Source organism: Variovorax paradoxus, assembly GCF_022009635.1.
GTDB lineage: Bacteria > Pseudomonadota > Gammaproteobacteria > Burkholderiales > Burkholderiaceae_C > Variovorax.
In genome coordinates, this window is sequence record NZ_CP091716.1 from 4,730,420 (window position 1) to 4,752,353 (window position 21,934).

Annotated in this window: 23 protein-coding genes; 9 read left to right on the forward strand and 14 right to left on the reverse strand. The window is 67.2% G+C overall.

The features are described from left to right. Positions 1-13: 13 nt before the first annotated feature. Positions 14-994, reverse strand: a complete 981-nt coding sequence (locus L3V85_RS21970) for a tripartite tricarboxylate transporter substrate binding protein (RefSeq protein WP_237674820.1) — start codon at positions 992-994, stop codon at positions 14-16. Positions 995-1,103: 109 nt separating this feature from the next. Here L3V85_RS21970 and L3V85_RS21975 point away from each other — a divergent pair, with 109 nt between their 5' ends. After that, entirely contained in the window at positions 1,104-2,048 is a 945-nt protein-coding gene (locus tag L3V85_RS21975; RefSeq protein ID WP_237674821.1) for a LysR family transcriptional regulator, read from the forward strand. 438 nt (positions 2,049-2,486) lie between these two features. On the opposite strand, the gene L3V85_RS21980 is transcribed toward L3V85_RS21975, so the two are convergent. Both L3V85_RS21980 and yghU read right to left on the reverse strand, forming a co-directional pair. Beyond that, positions 2,487-3,077, reverse strand: coding sequence for an NADPH-dependent FMN reductase (locus L3V85_RS21980; protein WP_237674822.1), 591 nt, complete (start codon positions 3,075-3,077; stop codon positions 2,487-2,489). A 27-nt stretch (positions 3,078-3,104) separates the two neighbouring features. Further along, on the reverse strand, positions 3,105-3,983 hold the full coding sequence (yghU, locus tag L3V85_RS21985; protein ID WP_237674823.1) for a glutathione-dependent disulfide-bond oxidoreductase: 879 nt from the start codon (positions 3,981-3,983) through the stop codon (positions 3,105-3,107). Between the two features lie 28 nt (positions 3,984-4,011). On the opposite strand from yghU, the gene L3V85_RS21990 reads away from it, so the two are divergent. Beyond that, a complete protein-coding gene (locus L3V85_RS21990; RefSeq protein WP_237674824.1) occupies positions 4,012-4,647 on the forward strand; it encodes a glutathione S-transferase family protein in 636 nt (211 codons plus the stop codon). Positions 4,648-5,177: 530 nt separating this feature from the next. Here the strand turns inward: L3V85_RS21990 and L3V85_RS21995 are convergent. Together L3V85_RS21995 and phaC are read right to left on the reverse strand one after the other, a co-directional pair. Continuing rightward, on the reverse strand, positions 5,178-6,356 hold the full coding sequence (locus tag L3V85_RS21995; RefSeq protein ID WP_237674825.1) for an acetyl-CoA C-acetyltransferase: 1,179 nt from the start codon (positions 6,354-6,356) through the stop codon (positions 5,178-5,180). A 55-nt stretch (positions 6,357-6,411) separates the two neighbouring features. Next, complete coding sequence (gene phaC / locus L3V85_RS22000; protein ID WP_237674826.1) at positions 6,412-8,169, reverse strand: class I poly(R)-hydroxyalkanoic acid synthase; 1,758 nt, start codon at positions 8,167-8,169, stop codon at positions 6,412-6,414. A 111-nt stretch (positions 8,170-8,280) separates the two neighbouring features. On the opposite strand from phaC, the gene L3V85_RS22005 reads away from it, so the two are divergent. Then, positions 8,281-8,595 carry a hypothetical protein gene (locus L3V85_RS22005; protein WP_237674827.1) on the forward strand — a complete coding sequence of 105 codons (315 nt, stop codon included), beginning with the start codon at positions 8,281-8,283 and terminating at the stop codon, positions 8,593-8,595. Here L3V85_RS22005 and pgeF read toward each other — a convergent pair. The 3 genes from pgeF to L3V85_RS22020 are packed head-to-tail and all read right to left on the reverse strand — an operon-like array spanning position 8,527 to position 10,867. Then, positions 8,527-9,285 carry a peptidoglycan editing factor PgeF gene (gene pgeF, locus L3V85_RS22010; RefSeq protein ID WP_237674828.1) on the reverse strand — a complete coding sequence of 253 codons (759 nt, stop codon included), beginning with the start codon at positions 9,283-9,285 and terminating at the stop codon, positions 8,527-8,529. The two genes, L3V85_RS22005 and pgeF, sit on opposite strands and share 69 nt — an antisense overlap. A gap of 5 nt (positions 9,286-9,290) precedes the next feature. Further along, positions 9,291-9,929 (reverse strand): maleylacetoacetate isomerase, encoded by a 639-nt coding sequence (gene maiA / locus L3V85_RS22015; protein WP_237674829.1) that lies wholly within the window; start codon positions 9,927-9,929, stop codon positions 9,291-9,293. A 23-nt stretch (positions 9,930-9,952) separates the two neighbouring features. Continuing rightward, a complete protein-coding gene (locus tag L3V85_RS22020) occupies positions 9,953-10,867 on the reverse strand; it encodes a tetratricopeptide repeat protein (protein ID WP_237674830.1) in 915 nt (304 codons plus the stop codon). A gap of 116 nt (positions 10,868-10,983) precedes the next feature. Between L3V85_RS22020 and L3V85_RS22025 the strand changes: the two genes are divergently transcribed. From L3V85_RS22025 to L3V85_RS22040, 4 genes are all read left to right on the forward strand, one after another. Next, positions 10,984-11,685 carry a fumarylacetoacetate hydrolase family protein gene (locus L3V85_RS22025; protein WP_237674831.1) on the forward strand — a complete coding sequence of 234 codons (702 nt, stop codon included), beginning with the start codon at positions 10,984-10,986 and terminating at the stop codon, positions 11,683-11,685. 17 nt (positions 11,686-11,702) lie between these two features. After that, on the forward strand, positions 11,703-12,254 hold the full coding sequence (locus L3V85_RS22030) for an NUDIX hydrolase (protein WP_237674832.1): 552 nt from the start codon (positions 11,703-11,705) through the stop codon (positions 12,252-12,254). A gap of 14 nt (positions 12,255-12,268) precedes the next feature. After that, positions 12,269-12,757, forward strand: coding sequence for a CreA family protein (locus L3V85_RS22035; RefSeq protein ID WP_237674833.1), 489 nt, complete (start codon positions 12,269-12,271; stop codon positions 12,755-12,757). Positions 12,758-12,882: 125 nt separating this feature from the next. Continuing rightward, entirely contained in the window at positions 12,883-13,398 is a 516-nt protein-coding gene (locus L3V85_RS22040) for a murein hydrolase activator EnvC family protein (RefSeq protein WP_337250091.1), read from the forward strand. An 83-nt stretch (positions 13,399-13,481) separates the two neighbouring features. Here L3V85_RS22040 and L3V85_RS22045 read toward each other — a convergent pair whose 3' ends face one another. Then, positions 13,482-14,156, reverse strand: a complete 675-nt coding sequence (locus L3V85_RS22045) for a hypothetical protein (protein ID WP_237674834.1) — start codon at positions 14,154-14,156, stop codon at positions 13,482-13,484. 404 nt (positions 14,157-14,560) lie between these two features. Here L3V85_RS22045 and L3V85_RS22050 point away from each other — a divergent pair, with 404 nt between their 5' ends. Beyond that, a complete protein-coding gene (locus L3V85_RS22050; RefSeq protein WP_237674835.1) occupies positions 14,561-15,112 on the forward strand; it encodes a hypothetical protein in 552 nt (183 codons plus the stop codon). Between the two features lie 419 nt (positions 15,113-15,531). Here L3V85_RS22050 and L3V85_RS22055 read toward each other — a convergent pair whose 3' ends face one another. The 4 genes from L3V85_RS22055 to L3V85_RS22070 form a co-directional block, all read right to left on the reverse strand. Beyond that, positions 15,532-15,939 carry an Rrf2 family transcriptional regulator gene (locus L3V85_RS22055; protein WP_237674836.1) on the reverse strand — a complete coding sequence of 136 codons (408 nt, stop codon included), beginning with the start codon at positions 15,937-15,939 and terminating at the stop codon, positions 15,532-15,534. A 61-nt stretch (positions 15,940-16,000) separates the two neighbouring features. Next, positions 16,001-17,629, reverse strand: coding sequence for a phospholipase D family protein (locus L3V85_RS22060; protein ID WP_237674837.1), 1,629 nt, complete (start codon positions 17,627-17,629; stop codon positions 16,001-16,003). Between the two features lie 78 nt (positions 17,630-17,707). Then, a complete protein-coding gene (locus L3V85_RS22065; RefSeq protein WP_237674838.1) occupies positions 17,708-17,938 on the reverse strand; it encodes a hypothetical protein in 231 nt (76 codons plus the stop codon). A gap of 73 nt (positions 17,939-18,011) precedes the next feature. Further along, complete coding sequence (locus L3V85_RS22070) at positions 18,012-18,923, reverse strand: LysR family transcriptional regulator (RefSeq protein WP_237674839.1); 912 nt, start codon at positions 18,921-18,923, stop codon at positions 18,012-18,014. A gap of 108 nt (positions 18,924-19,031) precedes the next feature. Between L3V85_RS22070 and metE the strand changes: the two genes are divergently transcribed. Then, entirely contained in the window at positions 19,032-21,323 is a 2,292-nt protein-coding gene (metE, locus tag L3V85_RS22075) for a 5-methyltetrahydropteroyltriglutamate--homocysteine S-methyltransferase (protein WP_237674840.1), read from the forward strand. 49 nt (positions 21,324-21,372) lie between these two features. On the opposite strand, the gene L3V85_RS22080 is transcribed toward metE, so the two are convergent. Further along, positions 21,373-21,927, reverse strand: a complete 555-nt coding sequence (locus tag L3V85_RS22080) for a sigma-70 family RNA polymerase sigma factor (RefSeq protein ID WP_237674841.1) — start codon at positions 21,925-21,927, stop codon at positions 21,373-21,375. Positions 21,928-21,934 lie beyond the last annotated feature (7 nt).

A 21,934-nucleotide genomic window follows, 5' to 3' on the forward strand; every position in this document is an offset into this window, starting at 1 on the left:
TTCTTCGTGTCGTTCAATCGACCGCCGCGCCGGATGCCTTGACGATGCGCGCCCATTTGGCGAGGTCGTCCTGCAGCAGCTTCGCGAACTGGTCGGGGGTGGTGTCGGGCGCGATCTCGACGCCCTGCTGGTCGAGCTTGTCTCGCAGGTCTTTGGAGGCCAGCGCCTTGCGCGTGGCGTCCTGCAATGTCGCCAGCACGTCGGCGGGAACGCCGGCAGGCGCGAACAGGCCGATCCACAGCGTGCCGTTGTAGCCGGGCACCGCCTCGGCGATGGCGGGCACGTCGGGCAGCACGGGCGAGCGCTTCTCGCCGCTCACCGCCAGCGCGCGCAGCTTGCCGGCCTTGATGTGCGCCAGCGCCGAAGGCAGGCTGGCGAACACGATCGGCAGTTGGCCGCCCAGCACGTCGTTGAGCGCGGGGGCCACGCCCTTGTACGGCACGTGCTGCAGCGAGATGCCGGCCATGCTGTTGAGCATTTCGCCCAGCAGGTGGTTGAGCGTGCCGTTGCCGGCCGAGGCGTACTGGTAGTTGGCGCCCTTCTGCCGCGCAAGCTTCAGGAACTCGGCGAAGTTCTTGGCTGGAAACGAAGGGTTGACCAGCAGCACGTTGGGCACCGCGCCGACGAGGCCCACGGGCTTGAAGTCTTTCACCGGATCAAAGCCGGGGTTCTTGTACAGCGCCGGGTTGATGGCCTGGCTGCTGCTGATGGTCATGAGCAGCGTGTAGCCGTCCTTCGGGCCCTTGGCCACCAGCTGCGTGCCGATGTTGCCGCCCGCGCCGGGGCGGTTGTCGACCACCACGCTGGCGTTGTTCATCACCTCGCCGAGCTTCTGTCCGACGAAGCGCCCGACGATGTCGTTGGTGCCGCCGGCCGCTTGCGGCACGACCAGCGTGACGGGGCGCGAGGGATACGGTTCGGCGCTGGCCGAAGCCGGTTGAACCAGGGTGGCTGCGGCGGTGAAGGCCAGCAGCGCGAATGCGCGAAAGCTCATATTTCTTGTCTCCATGGCCGCATGGTCGTCGCCCCCACCCGCACGCGCAATCTGCGAATTCGGAACCCAGTCTTCTGAAATACCGAAGGCTTGGGCCTACCATCGCGCCATGCTCTTCGACCTCACCGACCTGCGGCTCTTCGTGGCCACGGCCGAACTCGGCAACCTCACGCGGGCCGCCGAGCGCCAGCACCTGTCGCTGGCCGCCGCCAGCGCGCGCATCAAGGCACTGGAAACGCAGGCCGGCCTGCAGTTGCTGCAACGCGAGGCGCGCGGCGTGCGGCTGCTGCCGCCGGGCGAAGCCTTCCTGCATCACGCACGCCTGGTGCTGCACCAGACCGAGCAGTTGCGCGCCGACCTGCTCGAATACGGCGGCGGCCTGCGCGGCCACCTGCGCGTGTTCGCCAACACCACGGCCGTGACCGACTTCCTGCCCGAGATCCTGCCGGACTTCCTGGCGCACAACCCGCGCATCAACGTCGACCTTCAGGAAAAACCGAATGCTCAGATCCCGCGCGGCGTACTCGACGGCCGCGCCGACATCGGCATCGTCGCGGGCCGGGTCGACACGCTCGGGCTGGAGGCCATCCACTTCAGCACCGACCGGCTGGTGCTGGCCACCTCGCGCAAGCACCGCTTCGCCAGGCGCCGCAGCATCGCCTTCGCCGAGACGCTGGACGAAGACGCCATCGGCATGCAGCAGGGCAGCACGCTGCAGACTTTCCTGGGGCAGATCACCGACAACCTGGGCAAGCGGCAGAAGCTGCGCATCCAGCTGGGGAGCTTCGACGCCATGTGCCGGATGATCGGCAGCGGCGTGGGCATCGGCGTGGTGCCCGAGTCGGCCGCGCGGCGCAACCAGGACAGCATGCAGCTTGCGCTGATCGACCTCAGCGACGCGTGGTGCGTGCGGGAGCGCTACCTGCTGGTGCGCGACCGGGCGGCATTGCCGATCTATGCGCAGGCGCTGGTCGAGACCTTGTGCCAGCACTACGCCGACGAGGCACTGGCGCTCGGCCAGCCCGGTTCATCGCAAGTTATGCGCGAAAGCTGAGCCAGTCCGCGTAGTCCCCATTTTCTGTGCACAACTTTGGGGGTAACTCATGCGGAGCATTGTAAAAGCAACGCAACTTGTTGTTTTGTATAGGTATTCCACACTTTGCCCAATTTTTGAGCGGTGCACAACCTCGGCATGCGTACCCTCCCGGAAAGGCGTTTTCAGGCCAAAGTTCCTAGCAGAGGATGGCTGGAGTTCGGCCTGAACGCCTTGTGCGGGAGAAGATTTTTTCGCTGCGTGCCGCCAACTTGCACGCGGAATCGCACCCGTCCGGGTTACTCCCCATTTTCTGTGCACAACTTTGGGGGTAACTCAGGTGGAGCCTTGTAAAAGCAATTTAAGTCGTTGTTTTATAAAGGGATTCAACAACTTGCTCAAAGTTTGAGCAGTGAACAAGATGGTCCGGGTGCCCCGTCCAGCCTGAACTTTCCGGACTCAATACGGCGGTGCCTTGCGCCCCCGCTGCGCCCGCGCCGCCTCTGTCCACCACGCCAGGTCGTCCGCGAACCGGCCGAACGAGCGGTCGAGCGATTCGCCCGCGCTGCCCGTGGGCTTGCCATTCGCATCGAGCGTCTGCGAGATCGGCCCGACCGCGAGCGTGCTCGACACCACGACCATGCCCATCTCCGACAGGATCGAATGCCACACAGTGCCCGAGCGCACGCCCGAGAAGCGCCCCGCCGAATAGCTCGCGACCGCGGCGGGCCGCCAGAACCACTCTTCGAGGAAATGGTCGGTCAGGTTCTTGAGGCCGGGCTGCGGGCCCCAGTTGTATTCGCCGGTCACGAAGACAAAGGCGTCGGCCGCGCGGATCTTCTGCGCCAGCGCTTCCATCGCCGCCGGCGCGGTGCCCTTGGGGTATTCCTTGTACATGCGGTCGAGCATGGGCAGGTTGACGGCCTTGGCGTCGATCAGCTCGGCCTGGGCGCCCCGCCCGTTCAGGCCCTCGACGATGTAGTCCGCCAGGCGCACGCCCATGCGGTCGGAGCGGTAGGAACCGTAGAAGACCAGAATCTTGTCGCTCATCGGGGCTCCTTGTTGCAGGGGGGCGGCTCAGGCCGGTGGTTGCAGCTTGTCCTGGGTGCGGGTGTCGAAGTCGCCGGCGTCGTGCCGCTCATGCAACTGGCTCGACGGCTGGCCCCAGGTGCGGTTGACCATGCGGCCGCGCTGCACCGCGGGGCGCTGCGCGATCTCGTCGGTCCAGCGAAGCACGTTCTTGTACTCGCCCACCTGCAGGAACTCGCCCGCCTCGTAGAGCTGCCCCTTGGCGAGCGTGCCGTACCAGGGCCAGACGGCCATGTCCGCGATGGTGTATTCGCTGCCCGCCAGGTAGCGGCTCTCGGCCAGCCGGCGGTCGAGCACGTCGAGCTGGCGCTTGGTTTCCATCGCGAAGCGGTCGATGGCGTATTCGATCTTCGCGGGTGCGTAGGCATAGAAGTGCCCGAATCCGCCGCCCAGGTACGGCGCGCTGCCCATCTGCCAGAACAGCCACGACAGGCACTCGGCGCGGGCCGCGCGCTCGGTCGGCAGGAAGGCGCCGCCGAATTTCTCGGCCAGGTACTGCAGGATCGCGCCCGACTCGAACACGCGAATGGGCGCGGCGCCGCTGCGGTCCATCAGCGCGGGGATCTTGGAGTTCGGGTTCACCGCCACGAAGCCGCTGCCGAACTGGTCGCCGTCGTTGATACGGATCAGCCACGCGTCGTACTCGGCGCCGGCATGGCCCAGCGCCAGCAACTCTTCCAGCATGACCGTGACTTTCACGCCGTTGGGCGTCGCGAGCGAATAGAGTTGCAGCGGATGCTTCCCTACCGGCAGGTCCTTGTCATGGGTGGCACCCGCGATCGGGCGATTGATGTTCGCGAAGCGGCCGCCGCTCTCCTTGTTCCAGGACCAGACGGTGGGCGGCGTATAGGCGGTCGTGCCATTCATGCGATGAATTCCAGGAGTTGGACAGACGATGATCATTCTCTACGACTGCGCCACCGCGCCGAGCCCGCGGCGCGCGCGCATCCTGCTTGCCGAGAAGGGCATTGCCCATGAGACGGTCCAGGTCGACCTCGTGCGCGGCGAGCAGTTGGGCGCCGCCTACCGCGAGATCAACCCGCAGTGCACCGTGCCCGCGCTGCGCACGGAAGAAGACGGCCTGCTGCTGACCGACAACGCCGCCATCGCGGCATGGGCGGAGGCCCGCTACCCGGAGCCGCCGCTGATGGGCCGCACTCCGGCGGAAAAGGCCGAGATCGCCAGCTGGAACTGGCGCGTGGAATTCGAAGGCCTGCTGGCCATTGCCGAGACGCTGCGCAACGGCTCGCCGGCAATGGCCGGCCGCGCCCTGCCCGGGCCGGTGGACTACGCCCAGATTCCCGAACTCGCGCAGCGCGGACTGGCCCGCGTGCAGCACTTCTTCGAGACGCTGAACGAACGGCTGGCGGGCCGCGAGTTCGTCGCGACCGACCGGTTCAGCATTGCCGACATCACCGCGGTGGTGGCGGTGGACTTCGCCCGCGTGGTGCGGGTCAAGCCCGGGGAGCAGCACCCCGAGCTGCTGCGCTGGCGTGCTGCGATGGCGCAGCGGCCGTCGATGTCGGGCTGAAATCGAAAGGCCACGGATCTATTCCAATGGCATGCAATATCTTGACCGGACCGAGCTGCCGCCACTCCTCGAGCGACATGTCATCCTGAAAATCGGCGAAGAGCGTGCCGCAATCGTCCGCCAGAAAAGGAACGCCGCACTGCCAGACGATGCTCCAGCAAGGACTCTTGGTCGGACCGTGGTGACTCCCGTCGCAGATGGTCGGACAGTCGAGCAGCATGCAGAGCTCCCCTGCCAAACGAAGTCCGAGTTCGTACTGCTGCGATTCCTGCCCGTCAACGACCCACCCGTGAAGAACGAATGGGAACTCGCTGGGATTTGGCTCGATGCTGATAGCAATGTCTGCGTCGAAGCCAGGGTCCGCAAGGTCGCCCCACCAGAGCTTCGCGCCAGACGCGTGACGAGCGAACGCCTGCTCGACGAGCTCGCGCGTTGGCTCTCTGGCGAGACCAACCCACATGGCTGCAGTTACAACGAAAAATCGAACGGGACGCGCTCGCTTTTGAGCAAGCGCGCTCCCATTCCGCCGATCAGCGTTCGATGGTCAGCGCCACGCCCATGCCGCCGCCGATGCACAGCGACGCAATGCCCTTCTTGGCGTTCTGGCGCTGCATTTCGTGCAGCAGCGTCACCAGGATGCGGCAGCCCGAGGCGCCGATGGGGTGGCCGATGGCGATGGCGCCGCCGTTGACGTTCACCTTGTTCACGTCCCAGCCCATTTCGCGGTTCACGGCGCAGGCCTGTGCGGCGAAGGCTTCGTTGATCTCGAGCAGGTCGAGGTCGGCGGCCTTCCAGCCGGCGCGCTGCAGCGCCTTGGTCGAGGCGGGCACCGGGCCCATGCCCATGATGGCGGGGTCGAGGCCGGCGGTGGCGTAGCTGGCGATGCGGCCCAGCGGCTTCAGGCCCAGGGCTGCCGCCTTCTTGGCCGTCATGACCATCACGGCGGCGGCGCCGTCGTTCAGGCCCGAGGCATTGCCGGCGGTCACGCCGCCGGCCTTGTCGAAGGCGGGGCGCAGGCCGGCCAGGCCTTCGGCGCTGGTCTTGCGGTTGATGAACTCGTCGGTGTCGAAGACGATGGGGTCGCCCTTCTTCTGCGGAATGCTCACGCCGACGATCTCGTCCTTGAACTTGCCGGCGTCCTGCGCGGCGGCGGCCTTGGTCTGGCTGCCCAGCGCCAGCTCGTCCTGCGCGGCGCGGCTGATCTCGAACTTCTTGGCCACGTTCTCGGCGGTGATGCCCATGTGGTACTGGTTGTAGACGTCCCACAGGCCGTCGACGATCATGGTGTCGACCAGCTTCCAGTCGCCCATGCGCTGGCCGTTGCGCGAGTTGGGCAGCACGTGCGGCGCGGCGCTCATGTTTTCCTGGCCGCCGGCAATGACGATCTCGCTGTCGCCCGTGGCCACGGCCTGGGCCGCCAGCATCACGGCCTTCAGGCCCGAGCCGCACACGGCGTTGATGGTGAGCGCCGGCGTTTCCTTGGTGCCGCCGCCCTTGAGCCATGCCTGGCGCGCGGGGTTCTGGCCGGCGCCGGCCGCGAGCACCTGGCCCATGATGGCTTCACCCACCTGGTCGGCCGTGAGGTTGGCACGCGCGATCACTTCCTTGATGACGATGGCGCCCAGCTCGGTGGCGGCAATGCCGGCGAGCGAGCCGCCGAACTTGCCGACAGCGGTGCGCGCAGCCGAAACGATGACGATGTCTTCCATGAGGTTCTCCGTTGAAGTGATTTGAAAATCTGAAGGTGGCGGTCGGTGCGCGGGCTCAGGCCCTGGCCTTGACGTAGCGGCCCGGCGCCGGCTCGATGGCCTTGTAGGCCTTGCCGTTGCCGTACGCCTTGGGCGCGGCGATCTGCTTGCCCGCGTGGCCCTTGAGCCATTGTGCCCAGTCGGTCCACCAGCTGCCCGGGTGCTCCTGCGCGCCGCTCAACCATTCGGCCTGGGTCTTGGGAAACTTGCCGTCCTCGCGAATCCAGTGGCTGCGCTTTTTCTTGGCGGGCGGGTTGATCACGCCGGCGATGTGGCCCGACGCGCCCATCACGAAGCGCTTCTTGCCCGGCAGCAGCTGCGTGGAGGCATAGGCGCCGCCGATGGGCACGATGTGGTCTTCGCGCGAGCCGTAGATGTAGGCCGGGATGTCGATGCTGCCCAGGTCGATCTTCTCGCCGCACACGGTGAGCGCATTGGGCTTGGCCAGCTTGTTCTCGTGGTACGTGTTGCGCAGGTACCAGGCATAGAACGGGCCCGGCAGGTTGGTGGCGTCGCTGTTCCAGTAGAGCAGGTCGAAGGGCGGCGGGGTCTCGCCCTTCAGGTAGTTGCCGACCACGTAGTTCCACACCAAGTCGTTGGGCCGCAGGAAGCTGAAGGTCGAGGCCAGGTCCCCGCCGGGCAGCAGGCCGCCCTTGCCGAGCTGCATTTCGCGGTACTGCACCATGGCCTCGTCCACGAAGATGTCGAGGATGCCGGTGTCGCTGAAATCGAGGAAGGTGGTCAGCAGCGTGACCGAGGCGGCGGGCTTTTCGCCGCGCGCCGCGAGCACCGCCAGCGCGGTGCTCAGGATGGTGCCGCCCACACAGAAGCCCAGCGTGTTGATCTGCTTGCTCCCGCTGATTTCCTGCACCGTGTGGATCGCCTTGATGGCGGCGTTCTCGATGTAGTCGTCCCAGGTGGCCTTGTCCATCGACTCGTCGGGGTTGCGCCAGCTCACCACGAACACGCGGTGCCCCTGCTCGTTCGCATAGCGGATCAGCGAGTTCTCGGGCTGCAGGTCGAGGATGTAGAACTTGTTGATGCACGGCGGCACCAGCAGGAACGGCCGCTCATGGACCTTGGCCGTGAGCGGCTTGTATTCGAGCAGCTGGAAATAGTCGTTCTCGAAGACCACGGCGCCCTCGGTGGTGGCCACGTTGCGGCCCACTTCGAAGGCGCTCTCGTCGGTCATGCTCAGGTGGCCCTGCTTCACGTCGTTGAGCAGGTTCTGGATGCCCTTGGCGATGCTCTCGCCCTGCGTCTCGATGGCCTTCTTCTGGGCTTCGGCATTGAAGGCGAGCGAATTGCTGGGCGACGAGGCGGCCATCCATTGCTCGACAGCGAAACGCATGCGCGCCTTGGTCTTCTCGTCGGCGTCGATGGCCTCGGCCATGTTGAGCATGGTGCGGCCGTTGAGCAGGTACACGGCCGCCGAGAAGGCCGACAGCGGGTTGCTGCCCCAGGCTTCGCTGGCGAAGCGCTTGTCGCCCTCGGGCTTGGCGTCGAAGCCGCGGCGCCAGAGTTCGGTTGCTTCTGCAACGTACTGTTGCTGGATGGACTGGAGCTTTTCGGGGTCGATGGACAGCTTCGGCAGCTCGGGCAGCTTGGACGGCGACATCTGCGGCATCTGCCACAGCGGCGTGCCGCCCACATTGAAGGCCGCGGCCCCCTGCGTGGCGGACTGCTGGAAGGCTTCCAGCGCCTTGGTCCATCCCTCGGTCATTGCTTGCTGGAAGGGCGCGAACGCATCGGCCCCCGTGGCTTGTTGCTTCATCATGTCTCCTGGTCCTCGCCTGAAACGAAACGGATGGCTTGCGTGATTTGAGTATCCTGCATTCACAAGGCACCCACAACGCCGCCCTTTCCCTTACCGACTGAAACTTCCGTGTTTATCCATTTGATCGTGATCGGTTGGCTCTACGTCGCAGTGATGATGGCGGTGGCCGAAGCCACCAACACCACGGGCACGGTGCTGGGCGCCATCTTCACATTTCTTTTGTACGGATTGGCGCCGTTGGCACTGGTGGTTTACCTGATGAGTACCCCCGCGCGGCGCCGGGCCATCAAGCAGCGCGAGGCCGAGGCACAGGAAGCCGCTCGCCGCGCGGCCAAGGCCGAAGAAACAACGGCCTCAGACCTTCCAGACCAGCGCGGCGAAACGCCCGCTGACGCCGTCGCGCCGGTGCGAAAAGAACCGTGAGGCGTTGGCGACGGTGCACCAGTCGTCGGTGCCGTCGTTGCCATGCACCGCCGCGATCCCGGCCGCCCTCAGGCGCTGGCGCGCGAGCGCCGGCAGGTCGGCCAGCCACTTGCCAGCGGATGCGGAGGGACGAAAGCACTCGGCGGCCTCGGGCGCATGCGCCTCGAACGCGGCCTTGACCTCGGGGCCGACCTCGAAAGCCTTGGGGCCGATGCAGGGGCCCAGCCATGCGATGACCTTGCCGACCGCGCCCGACGCGAACGAACGTGCGGTCTGTTCGAGCACGCCGCCCGCCAGACCTCGCCATCCCGCATGAGCGGCGGCTACACGATGGCCCGCCTCGTCGGCGAAGAGCACGGGCAGGCAGTCGGCCACCATGATGGTGCAGGCCAGCCCCGTGGCGATGGCGGTGCAGGCATCGGCCGCAGTGCCGTCGCGCACCACGTGCTGCTCATCGTCCAGGGCGACCACGCCGGTACCGTGCACCTGCTGCAGGAAGACCGGGCGCGCCTCGATGGCCGCGCGCAAACGGCCGCGGTTCTCGGCGACATGCGCCGCCTCGTCGCCCACATGGTCGCCGAGGTTCAGGCTCTGGTAGCGCCCCAGGGAAACGCCGCCATCGCGCGTGGTGCACACGGCCCGCACGTTCGGCGGCGCGGGCCACTCGGGCACGAGCCAGCGTGCGTCCATCGGCTTCAGGCTTCCGCGTCGGGTGCCCGCGAGGGCTGCGCGCGCTGGAAGGCGTCGAGCTCCATGCAGGCCTCGAAGGCGGCCATGGTGCGCGGCAGGCCGCTGAAGTCGCAGTCGAAGCGACGGCCGTTGAAGATTTGCGGCACCAGGCAGCAGTCGGCCATGGTGGGCGTGTTGCCCCAGCAGTAGGTGCTGGCGGGTTGCTGCGCGAGCTGGCGTTCGAAGGCCAGCATGCCGTCGCGCACCCAGTGGCGATACCAGTTGTTCTTGGCTTCTTCGTCGAGCTTCAGGTCCTTCACGAGGTACTTGAGCACGCGCAGGTTGTTGAGCGGGTGGATCTCGCAGGCAATCGACTGCGACAGCGCCCGCACATGGGCGCGGCCGGCCGGGTCGCTGGGCAGCAGCGGCGGCTCGGGGTGCAATTCGTCGAGGTATTCCATGATCGCCATCGACTGCGAGAAGCGCTCGCCGTCGTCCTCGAGCAGCGGCACCAGCATGTCGGCCGAAAGGGCGGGATAGGAGCCGGTGCGGTGCTCGCCGCGCGCGATGTGCACGGGAACGTATTCGTAGTCGAGGCCCTTCAGGTTGAGGGCGATGCGCACGCGGAACGAGGAGGAGGAGCGGAAATAGTTATGCAGCTTCATGATTTTCCGAGCATAGCGCGCCCTCAGGCACGGGGCACGCCAGGTAGCAGACAGCGCAGCTCGCCGAGCAGGGATTCCGGCGCCACGGTTTCGCGCCATTCGGCAAGGATGCGCAGCGCCGCGCCCTCCTCCCGGGCTGCGATGCCCAGCCGCCAAGGCCCGCGCGCGCCAGGCGCCTCGCCGGGTTCGTGGTCGTGTCCCTCGCCGTAGGGACGCCCTTCCGAACAGGCGCGGCAGAGCACCTGCATGCTGGTGGTCCAGTTCTCGGCGCTGGCATCGGCCGCCTCGAAGCGCCGGATGAGCGCGTCGATGTCGTCCTGCGTCGCGCCCTCGACCGTCACCTCGTAGGTGCCGTGGGCCGACGGCGCGATCAGTTCCAGCGCGTCGAACACCGGCACCTCGCGGTCGCCGCGCATGCGGTAGCCGTTGGCCGCGCCGTCGTGCAGCACGAGGTCGCCCCAGCGATGGCCGCAGGCCGGCGTCGGCACGCTGCGCAGGATGGCGCGGGCCGGGTCGATGCGGTCGGCCCACACCACCTCGCTGGCCTCGTCGCCCTGCACGCGGATCGGCGTGAGGCCGACGAAGAAGTCGATCGGCCCTTCGCCGTCCGGAATGCCGATGCCGTACTGGCGCCACGCGCGCCGCGCCGTGGCCCAGTCGCCCAGCGCCGTGGCGGCGATGCCCAGGTTCCAGAGCGCGCCCTCGTTGCCCGGCTCGCACTGCACCGCGCGGGCGTTGGCCTGCAGCGAAGCGGCCCAGTCGCCGCGGTACTTGTGGATGAGGCCGGCGTTGTACCAGGGCACCGCCCAGTACGGGTGGACGGCGCTGGCCTGCGCGTAGGCTTCGAGCGCGCCGTCCTGGTCGCCCTCATCGTCGCGCCGTCGGCCGAGTTCGTTGAAGGCTGTGGCTTTGCCGGCTTTGCCGAGTCGGATGGGCATGGTGAAAACTGGAAACGAAGAAATGGGGTTGCGCGAGACGCGCTATTGTGAGCCTCCCGCCTCTGGCACACTGCCGGTTTCCCCCGCCAGGTTTCGCTGAAAAAGGACACGTCGCAATGGCTTCCGAGTTTGTCTTCGCCCCGCCCGCCACCGTTTCGGTTCCCGTGGCCGGCCAGCCCACCCGCTTCCCGGTGCACCGCATCTACTGCGTGGGCCGCAACTACGAAGATCACGCCAAGGAAATGGGCTTCACCGGCCGCGAGCCGCCCTTCTTCTTCATGAAGCCGGCCGACGCGCTGGTGACGGTCGATGCCGGCCAGACCGGCACCATGGCCTACCCCACGCTCACCAAGAACCTGCACCACGAGATCGAACTGGTGGTGGCCATCGGCACCGGCGGCAAGAACATCTCGGCGGCCGATGCGCACAAGCACATCTACGGCTACGCCGTCGGCCTCGACATGACGCGCCGCGACCTGCAGAACGACATGAAGAAACAGGGCCGCCCCTGGGACATCGGCAAGAGCTTCGAGCAGAGCGCGCCCATCGGCCCGATCGTGCCCGTGGCCCAGGCCGGCGACGCCGAAAAGGCCGAAATCTCCCTGCAGGTGAACGGTGCCGACCGCCAGCGCAGCAACGTGAGCAAGCTGATCTGGAACGTGGCCGAGACCATCGAGCACCTGTCGGCCGCCTGGGAACTGCAGCCCGGCGACCTCATCTTCACGGGCACCCCCGAAGGCGTGGCCGCCGTGGTGGCCGGCGACACGCTCGTGGGCGAAGTCGCGGGCCTGCCGACGCTGACCGTCAAGATCGTCTGAAGGCGGCGGACGGCTTCATGTTTTTGCGCGTTCCCATCAAGCACTGCAAGAACTGCGGCACCGCCGTGGTCTACCGCATTCCGGACGACGGCGACACCAAGCAGCGCGCCATCTGCCCGGCCTGCCACACCGTCCACTACGAGAACCCGCTCAACGTGGTCGGCACCATTCCGGTCCTGGGCGACAAGGTGTTGCTGTGCAAGCGCAACATCGAGCCGCGCTGGGGCAAGTGGACGCTGCCCGCCGGCTTCATGGAACTCGAGGAAACCACCGCCCAGGGCGCGGCCCGCGAGACCGACGAAGAGGCCGGCGCGAACTTCGAGATCGAAGGCCTGTTCTCGGTGATCAGCGTCGTGCGCGTGGGCCAGGTGCACCTGTTCTACCGCGCCCGCCTGCTGGACGACAAGTTCGACCCCGGCCACGAAACCATCGAGGCGAAGCTCTTCACCGAGGAAGAGATTCCATGGGAAGAAATCGCCTTTCGCACCGTGCGCGAAACGCTCGAGCACTACTTCGAAGACCGCCGGCGCGGCAGCTTCGACCGCGTCCACACCATCGATCTCGTTTGAAACCGCACGCCACCATGACACTTCGCTCCACCCTGCTTCGCACGGCGCTCGGCCTCGGCTTCGTCCTGGCCGGAGCGGCGCACGCGCGCGCGGAAACGGTGGGCGATGTCGACACCGCCTTCAAGCTCATCGGCCCCGACCACAAGATCGTGGTAGAGGCCTACGACGACCCCAAGGTCAACGGCGTCACCTGCTATGTGTCGCGCGCCAAGACCGGCGGGCTGGCCGGCGCCTTCGGCGTGGCCGAGGACAAGGCCGAGGCCTCCATCGCCTGCCGCCAGGTCGGCCCGGTGAGCGTGACGCAGCCGCTGCCCAAGCGCGAAGAGGTCTACAGCGAACGGCTTTCGGTGCTCTTCAAGCGGCTGCGCGTGGTGCGCATGGTCGATGCCAAGCGCAACACGCTGGTCTACCTGACCTACTCCGACCTGCTGATCGACGGCTCGCCCAAGAACAGCGTGACGGCCGTGCCCATCGACCGCGGCACGCCGATCCCGCTCAAGTAGCGCTGGCGTCCTGCACGGAGGCAGCATGCGAGTTTGCTAGCATCGCTCGCGCGGCCCGCCCGGCGACGCTTGGCGAAGTCGCACCCCAGGAACCCTCCGCAACGAATCCGTTCCAACAGAGCGCCATGCAACTCCAGACTCTTGCTTTCCGTACCGGCGCTGCAGCGCTGCTTGCCGCGAGCCTCGCGGCGTGCACCACCGTCGATCTCAACACGCCCTGGCCCACGCCCCCCGCGGCCAAGCCACCGGTCGTCCAGCGCCCTGCCGCGCAGTTCATCCGGCCTGCCAACGGCCCGACCATCGCGCGCTTCGACGGCGACCGAGTCAAGGGCATCGACATCGCGGGCACGCTGGGCGACCCGGTCGTGGCCTCGGCCGACGGCCGCGTGGTGTACGTGGGCGGCGAACTGCCGGCCTACGGCAACATGGTCATCGTCAAGCACAACGAGACCTTCCTCACCGCGTACGCGCACCTGCAGACCATCTTCGTGAAGGAAGGCACCGTGGTGCGCCAGGGCGACAAGATCGCCGAAATGGGCCGCAGCAACGCCGACCGCGTGAAGCTGCGCTTCGAGATCCGCAGGAACGGCAACCCCGTGGACCCCGAGCCGTACCTCAACGGCCGCCAGCCGCCCCAGTAGCCCACGAAAGCCCCGTCCAGGGGCTCCAGGCTTTCAGGGCACCCGCCGGAAGACGGGTGCCGGTCCACCACAGCCCCGGCCGGTCATTCGGCCGTCGTCGTGTTGTCGCGAAGCACGATTTCGCGCCAGTTGCTGTCGTAGGTGCTGACGAACATGTTCCGGTAGAGAACCGATCCCTGCACCGGCAGGTTGAAGGTCTTCGATGCCGTGCCGGCCGCCGAGGGAGCGACATCGGCCTGGTCTTGCGCGCCGCCCGAGGGGCCTGCCATCAGGTTCACGAAGAACTGCGCGGCGAAGCCTGGGTTCAGGCCGGTGGCGTTGATCGCGAAGTCGCTGCCGCCGGAGTAGGACGCCAGGGCCGGTGTGGTCGTGAAGGCCGGGTAGCTGGCCGCGGCGGCCTCGGCCAGCGTCATCGGCCGGCCGTGGAAGCTGTGCTTGTAGACGATGTCGAAGCCGCTGAACTTGGCCACCGTCGTGCCGTCGCTCTCGTAGGCGGTGAAGGTGTATTCGGGCGTGGCGGGAAGCGCCGCGATCGCGCTGTCGCTCAGGCCGGCGTTCGGCAGGCCGTTGCAGTTCGACGTGAGGTAGTAGTAGTTGAAGGTGGACGAGCCATCGATCGGCCACGCACCGCCGGTCAAGGGCCGCAGGTGGCGCAGGCCGCCGGCGGGCAGCCCCGGGCCGGTGACGACCACCGACGCGACGTTGCCGCTGTTGCCGGTGTTCATGTCCTGTATCTCGAACTGCAGCGAACTGCTCACGCAGCCCGTCGCCTTTTCCTTGGTGGCGTGGATGTGCGGATTGGTGGATGTGCGGATTGATATCCAGCACGCGCCCGTCGCCGCGCAGGCGCCATGCGCCGTCCGTGCCCTTCACGATCTGCATGCCCTGCGTGTTGCTGAAGGCGATGCCGTTCTTGTCCTTGTGCGTGAATTCGACGTAGGCGCGCGGGCTCGTGTTGTTCGCGTCGATGGTGTAGTTGATGCGCTTGATGACCACGTCGGTGAAGCTGGCGCCCACGAGGCTGGTGTCGGTCGCCGTCTCGTTCGCGAACTGCGAGCCGCTGAGGTCGGAGAACCTGAAGCCGTAGGTTCCGGTCACCGGATTGGTGCCGTCGGTCATCAGGGAGAGCAGCTCGGACGGCGCGGGCAGTCCGGTGGCGAACTTGCCCACGAAGTCGGACAGCACCTTGCGGATCAGCACGATGTCGTTGGCCGCGGTGTCCATGCCGGAGCCGCTCATCGGCGTGGTCGAAGTCTCCGCCGCCGCCTTCACGGCCAGGTCGTCCGTGATCTGCTGCTGCGTCACGATGTTGGTGATGGTCGCCACGTTGGTGGCCGGGTCGATGCTCACGCGCAGCACGTCGAGCGCCTTGTCCAGCGCGCTCGACAGCGGCGTGAAGGCGGTGCGCAGCAGGTCGATGCTGGCGTCCACGCCCATTGCCTGCAGCACCGGCAGCAGCTTGGCCTTCAGGCCGTCGGACTCGGCCTTGAGTTGCTCGGGCGTGAGCGAGGCGAACTCGCCGCCGTCGAAATACTGCGAGGCCAGCCGGCCGGCGATGTTGGCCACCACCAGGTCGGTCAGCGGCGTGATGTTGATGGTGCCGTTGGCATCGGCGGCGGTCGCGGCCGAGTGGATCACCACGCGCTCGCCGGCCACCGTGCCTTCGGCGCGGAAGACGAAGGGCGCGGTCATGCCGCTCACGTCGATCTTGTAGTTGCCGTTGACCAGCGGCTCGGTCTTGGTCGCACCCTTGGCGTCCTTGACGGTGACGGTACCCACCAGCGGCAAGCCGGAAGCTGCCGTGCCCGAGAAAGCCATGTACGCCGCCGGCGGATTGCTGGCGGGGGGATTCGAACCCCCGGCCACAGGCAAGCCGACGAAACCGCCTCCACCACCGCCTCCACCCCCGCCGCAGGCACCGAGCGAGATCAGGAGCGCCACAGCGCAAGCGGAACGCGTCGTCTTGAAGAACGAGAGGGGGGCTGCCGGAGCCGCGGAAAGTGTTTTCATGGATGGTTCTAGGTGAAGGGAGTAAACAAAAGAATCAACTCGTTACGAGCGGTGTGATTCTTCTGTGGACCCCCTCCGCCCACCATCCTCTGTTTTGAGGATGCGGCGTGGCCGCGACCTCGCCTAGCAGGCGCGCCGGACAGCTTCCGACAGGGCCTCCAGGCTCACCCGGTGCATCCGGCCCACCAGCACCGGCTCGGCTTGCCGGTAGGCGCCGCCCAGCGCTTCATGCACGGCGCGCTCGATCCGGCAGGCGGGCAAGTCGCCCTGCCCGTCCAAAGGACGCAGCGGCAGCGGCGGCGCGCCGAGGGCGTCGTGGATGTCGCCGAGGGTCATTTCCGACAGCGACGCGCGCAGCACCCAGCCGCTGCCCGCGCTGCCGGAGCGCCTCGCCGAGGTGGCGAAACCGGCGTAGCGCAGCCCTGCCATCAGCCGGCGCATCTCGACCGGATGCAGGCGCATGGCGCGTGCCAGAGTGTCCGAAGTGACGGGCTCCTGCAGCCTGGCCATGTGCAGCAGCGCATGGAGCACGGTCGAAATTCTGCGGCATCTTTTCATGCAACAATTTTAGTTGCATGAAATCGGGATTGCGCTAGAGCAGGCTTTCCGGCACCAGCGGCGCCAGCAGGTCCAGCTTCCAGCGCGACCAGAAGTCCGTCTCCGGCTCCTGGTGCAGGATGGTGTCGGCCGCGTCGCCCGAGGCCGGGCTCACCCACTCGATGGCGCCGGTCGGCCCCAGCTGCAGCTGGTAGGCGCCGTCCAGCCGGATGAAGCCGATCAGGCTGGTGAGCTGCTGCGCGATCTGCGGGCTGAAGATGAAGATGCCGACTTCGGTGTTGTGCAGCATCGAGCGCGGATCGAAGTTCATCGAGCCGATGAACACGATCCTGCGGTCGATCACCGCCGACTTGCCGTGCAGCCGCCCGCTGGCCGAGCCGTACATGCCGAAGCGTTTTGTCTGCTCCACCCGCTTGGGGCTCAGCTCGTACAGCTCCACGCCCAGGCGCAGCATCTCGGGCCGGTAGCGGCGGTAGCCGATGTGCACCAGCGATTCGTCGGTGGCCGCCAGCGAATTGGTGACGATGCTGTAGGCCACGCCGTTGCCGCGCACGGTGCGGATGCTCTCCATGCCGCCGCGCCCGGGAATCAGGTAGGGCGTGGTCTGCAGCACTTCGTTCTCGGCGCCGCGCACGTAGCGGCGCACGTTGTAGAGCACGCTGTCCTTCGACTCGTCGGCGGGCAGGCCGCGCGCCTCCTCGGTCGGCCCGAGCGCCTTGGCCGGCGCATCGGCATAGGCCTCGGCGCGCGCCCACACCAGCTTCAGCGCGCCCGCGTCCAGGTCCTTGGCCAGGGGGTTGTTGCCCAGCAGGTCGGTGGAGTCGGGTTCCTCGGGGTGCAGCTGCGAGGGGCCGGTGGTGAGCTTGTCGAAGCGCTCGCGCAATTGCCGTGGCGTCTCGCCGGTGGAGGGAACCAGCGATTCGATGGGATAGACGTACGGGCTGTTCCAGTACATGTCGAACAGCGACGACAGCCTGGGCACCACCGCGCCCGCCACCAGCGTGTCGATGTCGATGAAATTCGAGCCGCCGTCGCGCAGGAAGTACTCGTTGGCGATGTTGCGCCCGCCCATGACGCCGATCGCGTTGTCCACCACGTAGAGCTTGTTGTGCATGCGCCGGTGCACCCGGTCGAAGTCCAGGATCGACCAGGCCCAGCGGGTGCCGAAGCGGTCCCGCCCGGCAGGGAACGGGTTGAACAAGCGCACCTCCACGTTCGGGTGGGCGGCAAAGCTGGTGAACAGCGGGTCGGCGCCGGCCGTGTAGAGGTCGTCCACCAGCAGCCGCACGCGCACGCCCCGGTCGGCCGCGTCGCGCAACGCGCGCAGCAGGTAGCGCCCTGTCTCGTCGTTCTGCACCAGGTAGTACTGCACGTCGATGGAGCGTTGCGCGCGGCGCGCCAGCTCGATGCGCGCATGCAACGAGAACTGCGGCATCGGCAGCAGACGGAAGCCGCTCAGCGGCTCGCCTGGCGGGGCTGCCGCCTGCACGAGGCGGCCGAGGGTGGTGTCCGCGCCGTTCGTGATCGCCGTCGAGGGCTTGCGCTGCACGTCGGTCGGCAGGCCCGCGCAGCCTGTGACGATCAGCGCGGCAATACCGGCCAGCAGCCACGTCAGCCACCTTGCGCGCGGTACGCGGGTAGCCCGGCAAAAAGAATGCGGCATGGGGAGCGGAACGTGGGGTTGAAAACGCTCGCGGTTTCTACCACGCCCCCGCCCTTGGGCGCTGGCCCGGGAGGCGGCTCAATGCTCCCGCGCCGTGCCCCACTGCTTCACGAAATGGTCGGCCCGCAAGGTGGCGCGTTCGACCGCCGCGTCCCATGTCAGCTGCTGCGTGATGACCAGCGCACAGCGCGGAATGCCGCTCTGGCTCAGTTCGGCAAAGCCGACATAGGTGCCGCGCGGCGTGCGCATGAGCTCGACCCAGCAGGTCCAGCCTGCTGGCACACGGAGGTCGAGCCGGGCGGTGTCCATGATGGAAACACCATAACCTCTTTGTTCCGCAGTTCAAAGAATTGAAACCCTAAGGACTACTTTCTGGCGCAATTCAGCGGATTTTTTCCTTTTCGAGCAGTTCGCGCGATTGCCGCGCCAGCTCGACGAAGGCCTTCAGGTAGTCGACTTCGATGTCCGCCTCGCGCGCGCCCAGGAAGATCTGCTTGGCAATGCCGCGCGGGCCGAGCCGGACCGGCACGATGTCCATCTTTTCCGCATATTCCTCCACCAGCCAGCGCGGCAGCGCCGCCACGCCGCGGCCGCTCGCGACCATCTGCAACATGATGTCGGTGGTCTCGATCGCCTTGTGGCGCCGAGGCGTCACGCCGGCGGGCATCAGGAACATGTTGTAGATGTCCAGCCGGTCGGTGGCCACCGGGTAGGTCACCAGCACTTCCTGCGTCAGGTGCTCGGGCTTCACGTGGGGCACGTTTGCCAGCGCATGGCCGCGCGGCACCACCAGCACCTGCTCGTAGTCGAACACCGGCTCGTAGTGCAGGCCCGGCTTGTAGAGCGGGTCGGGCGTGACCAGCAGGTCGATCTCGTAGCCGAAGAGCGCGCCGATGCCGCCGAACTGGAATTTCTGCTTCACGTCGACATCCACGTCGGGCCAGCTCGCCAGGTAGGGCGAGACCACTTTCAGCAGCCACTGGTAGCACGGGTGGCACTCCATGCCGATGCGCAGCGACCCGCGCTCGCCCTGCGCGAACTGGCGCAGGCGCTCCTCTGCAAGGTCCAGCTGCGGCAGCACCCGGTTGGCGACCGCCAGCAGGTACTGCCCCGCCTGCGTCAGCCGCAGGCTGCGCCCTTCGCGCTGCCAGATCTCGGTGCCAAGCTGGGCCTCGAGCTTGCGGATCGAATGGCTCAGGGCCGACTGCGTGAGGTGAAGCACCTCGGCGGCGGCGGTGAGCGAGCCTTGCTTGTCCACTTCCTGGACGATGGACAGATGGGTGCGTTCCAGCATGGCTAATGAGCAAAATTCATCGATACGTGAAATAAGACCATTTTACTTCACAGGTCGGCAAACCTACGATCCAGCCCTTTCCTGACTGCCGGACGCTTCCGCTACCCCATGACCACTACCCACAACCTCGGCTTTCCCCGCATCGGCGCCAAGCGCGAACTGAAGTTCGCGCTGGAGTCGTACTGGAAGGGCGAGTCCTCACGCGACGCGCTCAAGGCCCTCGGCGCCCAGCTTCGCCAACGCCACTGGAACGACCAGGCCGGGATCGACCTCGTGCCCGTGGGCGACTTCGCCTTCTACGACCAGGTGCTGGACATGAGCTTCACGCTCGGCAACCTGCCCGAGCGCGTGCGCGGCTTCCACGGCGATGCGCTGGACAACTATTTCCGCGTGGCGCGCGGCCGCTCGGCCCAGGGCGCGGAAGAGCACGCCGGCTGCTGCGGTGGCGTGGCGGCCGGTGAAATGACCAAGTGGTTCGACACGAACTACCACTACATCGTCCCCGAGTTCACCGCGCAGACCGAATTCAGGCTCGACGCTTCGCGCCTGCTGGAGCAACTGGCCGAAGCCAAGGCCCAGGGCGTGAAGGCCAAGCCGGTGCTGGTCGGCCCCGTCACCTACCTGTCCATCGGCAAGGCCAAGGACGATTCCGACAAGCTGGCGCTGCTGCCGCGCCTGCTGCAGGTGTATGCCGAGCTGCTCGAAACGCTGGCCGCCCAGGGCGTGGAATGGGTGCAGATCGACGAGCCCCTGCTGGTCACCGAACTCGACGCCGACTGGCAACACGCCTTCAACACGGCCTACCACCAGCTCAAGGCCTCGCGCATCAAGATCCTCATCGCCACCTACTTCGGCCAGCTGCAGGAAAACAAATACCTGGCCGCCAACCTGCCGGTCGCGGGCCTGCACGTCGATGCCATCAACGGCCGCGACGACATCGTTCCCCTGCTGACCATGCTGCCGGCGCACAAGGTGCTGTCGCTGGGCGTCATCAATGGCCGCAACATCTGGAAGAGCGACCTCGCCTTCATCCTCGACTGGCTCGAACCGCTGGCCGCGCGCCTGGGCGACCGCCTGTGGATCGCGCCCTCGTGCTCGCTGCTGCACGTGCCGGTCGACCTGGCCAGCGAGCAGAAGCTCGACACCGAGGTCAAGTCGTGGCTCGCCTACGCGCTGCAGAAGCTCGAAGAGTTGCGCGTGCTGGCCACCGCCCTGCGCGACGGCCGCGACGCCGTGAAAGACGCCCTGGCCGCCAACAGCGCCGCCCTCGCCGCCCGCCGTGCGTCGCCGCGCGTCAACAACCCGGCCGTGCAGGCCGCCGTCGCCAAGCTCACCAGCCACCTGGGCCAGCGCGAGGGCGCCTACGCCAAGCGCGCCGCCAAGCAGGCCGCGTTCCTGAAGCTGCCCAAGTTCCCGACCACCACCATCGGCTCGTTCCCGCAGACCGCTGAAATCCGCCATGCGCGCAGCGAGTACAAGGCCGGCCGCCTGGACGACGCCGGCTACAAGGCCGCGATGCAGGCCGAGATCGCCCGCAGCGTGCGCGAGCAGGAAGCGCTCGACCTGGACGTGCTGGTGCACGGCGAAGCCGAGCGCAACGACATGGTCGAGTACTTCGGCGAGCAGCTCGAGGGCTACGCCTTCAGCCAGTTCGGCTGGGTGCAGTCGTACGGTTCGCGCTGCGTGAAGCCGCCGATCCTGTTCGGCGACATCAGCCGCCCGAAGGCGATGACGGTCGAGTGGATCCAGTACGCCCAGTCGCTCACGCAACGGCCCATGAAGGGTATGCTGACCGGCCCGGTGACCATCCTGAACTGGTCCTTCGTGCGCGACGACCAGCCGCGCTCGGCATCGTGCAAGCAGCTGGCGCTGGCCATCCGCGAGGAAGTGCTCGACCTGGAAAAAGGCGGCGTGCGCGTGATCCAGATCGACGAAGCCGCGCTGCGCGAAGGCCTGCCGCTTCGCAAGTCGCAATGGCAGGAGTACCTCGACTGGGCGGTCGAGTCGTTCCGCATCACCGCCAACGGTGTGCGCGACGAGACCCAGATCCACACGCACATGTGCTATTCGGAGTTCAACGACATCATCGCGTCGATCGCCGATATGGACGCCGACGTGATCACCATCGAGACCTCGCGCTCGGACATGGAACTGCTCGACGCGTTCGACGACTTCAAGTACCCCAACGAGATCGGCCCGGGCGTGTACGACATCCACTCGCCGAACATTCCGAGCCAGGAGCACATCGTGCAACTGATGAAAAAGGCCGCCGAGCGCGTGCCCGCCGAGCGCCTGTGGGTCAACCCCGACTGCGGCCTGAAGACGCGCCAGTGGGTGGAAGTGCTGCCCGCGCTGACCAACATGGTGGCGGCGGCCAAGACGCTGCGCACTTCTGCTTGAGTTCTGCCTGAGTTCTGCCTGCGTCTTTGGAGCGGCCGGCCGCGCCAAGTCACGCGGTGGCGCAGCGCCCCACCGGCAGCCGCAGCAGCGCCTGCCGCAGCGTGGTGTCCACCCGCCGCAGCGACAGCCCGTGGCGCACCGCCACCTCGTGGCGGGTGAGTTCATGCACACGCAGCGCCACCAGGATGTCCTGGTGGCGGTTCGGCAAGCCCTGCATCGCGCGCTCGACCGCCTTCAGGTCGGAGCGCGCCTCGGCGATCAACTCCGGCCCGGGCGAATGGTCCACCACCTGCTCGAGCATGTCTTCCGCGTCGCCCGCGTACTGCCACGGCCGCTCCGCGCGCAGCCGGTCCATGGCGGCGTTGCAGGCCACGCGGTAGATATAGGCCACCGGGCTCTGCACCGAATCCGTAAAGCTCGCGTCGGCCAGCCGCAGCCAGGCGTCGTGCAGGCTTTCGCTGGCGGCATCGCCGCAGCCCAGGTGGCGGGCGAGCCGGCGGTGCAGGTCCGCGTAGTTGGCCGCCAGCAGCGCCTGGAAGTCGGGCGGCGGGGCGCGGTCGGACCCTGCGGCCGGGCCGCAGGGCACACATGTCAGCGTGGTCATGGCGCGG

Bases quoted from the DNA above. Each gene is read 5' to 3' on its own strand.
- L3V85_RS22070 (WP_237674839.1), bottom strand. From the start codon at position 18,923: ATGCTGGAACGCACCCATCTGTCCATCGTCCAGGAAGTGGACAAGCAA.
- metE (WP_237674840.1), top strand. From the start codon at position 19,032: ATGACCACTACCCACAACCTCGGCTTTCCCCGCATCGGCGCCAAGCGC.
- L3V85_RS21980 (WP_237674822.1), bottom strand. From the start codon at position 3,077: ATGAGCGACAAGATTCTGGTCTTCTACGGTTCCTACCGCTCCGACCGC.
- L3V85_RS22035 (WP_237674833.1), top strand. From the start codon at position 12,269: ATGACACTTCGCTCCACCCTGCTTCGCACGGCGCTCGGCCTCGGCTTC.
- L3V85_RS22020 (WP_237674830.1), bottom strand. From the start codon at position 10,867: ATGCCCATCCGACTCGGCAAAGCCGGCAAAGCCACAGCCTTCAACGAA.
- L3V85_RS21990 (WP_237674824.1), top strand. From the start codon at position 4,012: ATGATCATTCTCTACGACTGCGCCACCGCGCCGAGCCCGCGGCGCGCG.
- L3V85_RS22025 (WP_237674831.1), top strand. From the start codon at position 10,984: ATGGCTTCCGAGTTTGTCTTCGCCCCGCCCGCCACCGTTTCGGTTCCC.
- L3V85_RS21995 (WP_237674825.1), bottom strand. From the start codon at position 6,356: ATGGAAGACATCGTCATCGTTTCGGCTGCGCGCACCGCTGTCGGCAAG.
- L3V85_RS22080 (WP_237674841.1), bottom strand. From the start codon at position 21,927: ATGACCACGCTGACATGTGTGCCCTGCGGCCCGGCCGCAGGGTCCGAC.
- phaC (WP_237674826.1), bottom strand. From the start codon at position 8,169: ATGAAGCAACAAGCCACGGGGGCCGATGCGTTCGCGCCCTTCCAGCAA.
- pgeF (WP_237674828.1), bottom strand. From the start codon at position 9,285: ATGGACGCACGCTGGCTCGTGCCCGAGTGGCCCGCGCCGCCGAACGTG.
- L3V85_RS22060 (WP_237674837.1), bottom strand. From the start codon at position 17,629: ATGCCGCATTCTTTTTGCCGGGCTACCCGCGTACCGCGCGCAAGGTGG.
- maiA (WP_237674829.1), bottom strand. From the start codon at position 9,929: ATGAAGCTGCATAACTATTTCCGCTCCTCCTCCTCGTTCCGCGTGCGC.
- L3V85_RS22065 (WP_237674838.1), bottom strand. From the start codon at position 17,938: ATGGACACCGCCCGGCTCGACCTCCGTGTGCCAGCAGGCTGGACCTGC.
- L3V85_RS22040 (WP_337250091.1), top strand. From the start codon at position 12,883: ATGCAACTCCAGACTCTTGCTTTCCGTACCGGCGCTGCAGCGCTGCTT.
- yghU (WP_237674823.1), bottom strand. From the start codon at position 3,983: ATGAATGGCACGACCGCCTATACGCCGCCCACCGTCTGGTCCTGGAAC.
- L3V85_RS21970 (WP_237674820.1), bottom strand. From the start codon at position 994: ATGAGCTTTCGCGCATTCGCGCTGCTGGCCTTCACCGCCGCAGCCACC.
- L3V85_RS21975 (WP_237674821.1), top strand. From the start codon at position 1,104: ATGCTCTTCGACCTCACCGACCTGCGGCTCTTCGTGGCCACGGCCGAA.
- L3V85_RS22030 (WP_237674832.1), top strand. From the start codon at position 11,703: ATGTTTTTGCGCGTTCCCATCAAGCACTGCAAGAACTGCGGCACCGCC.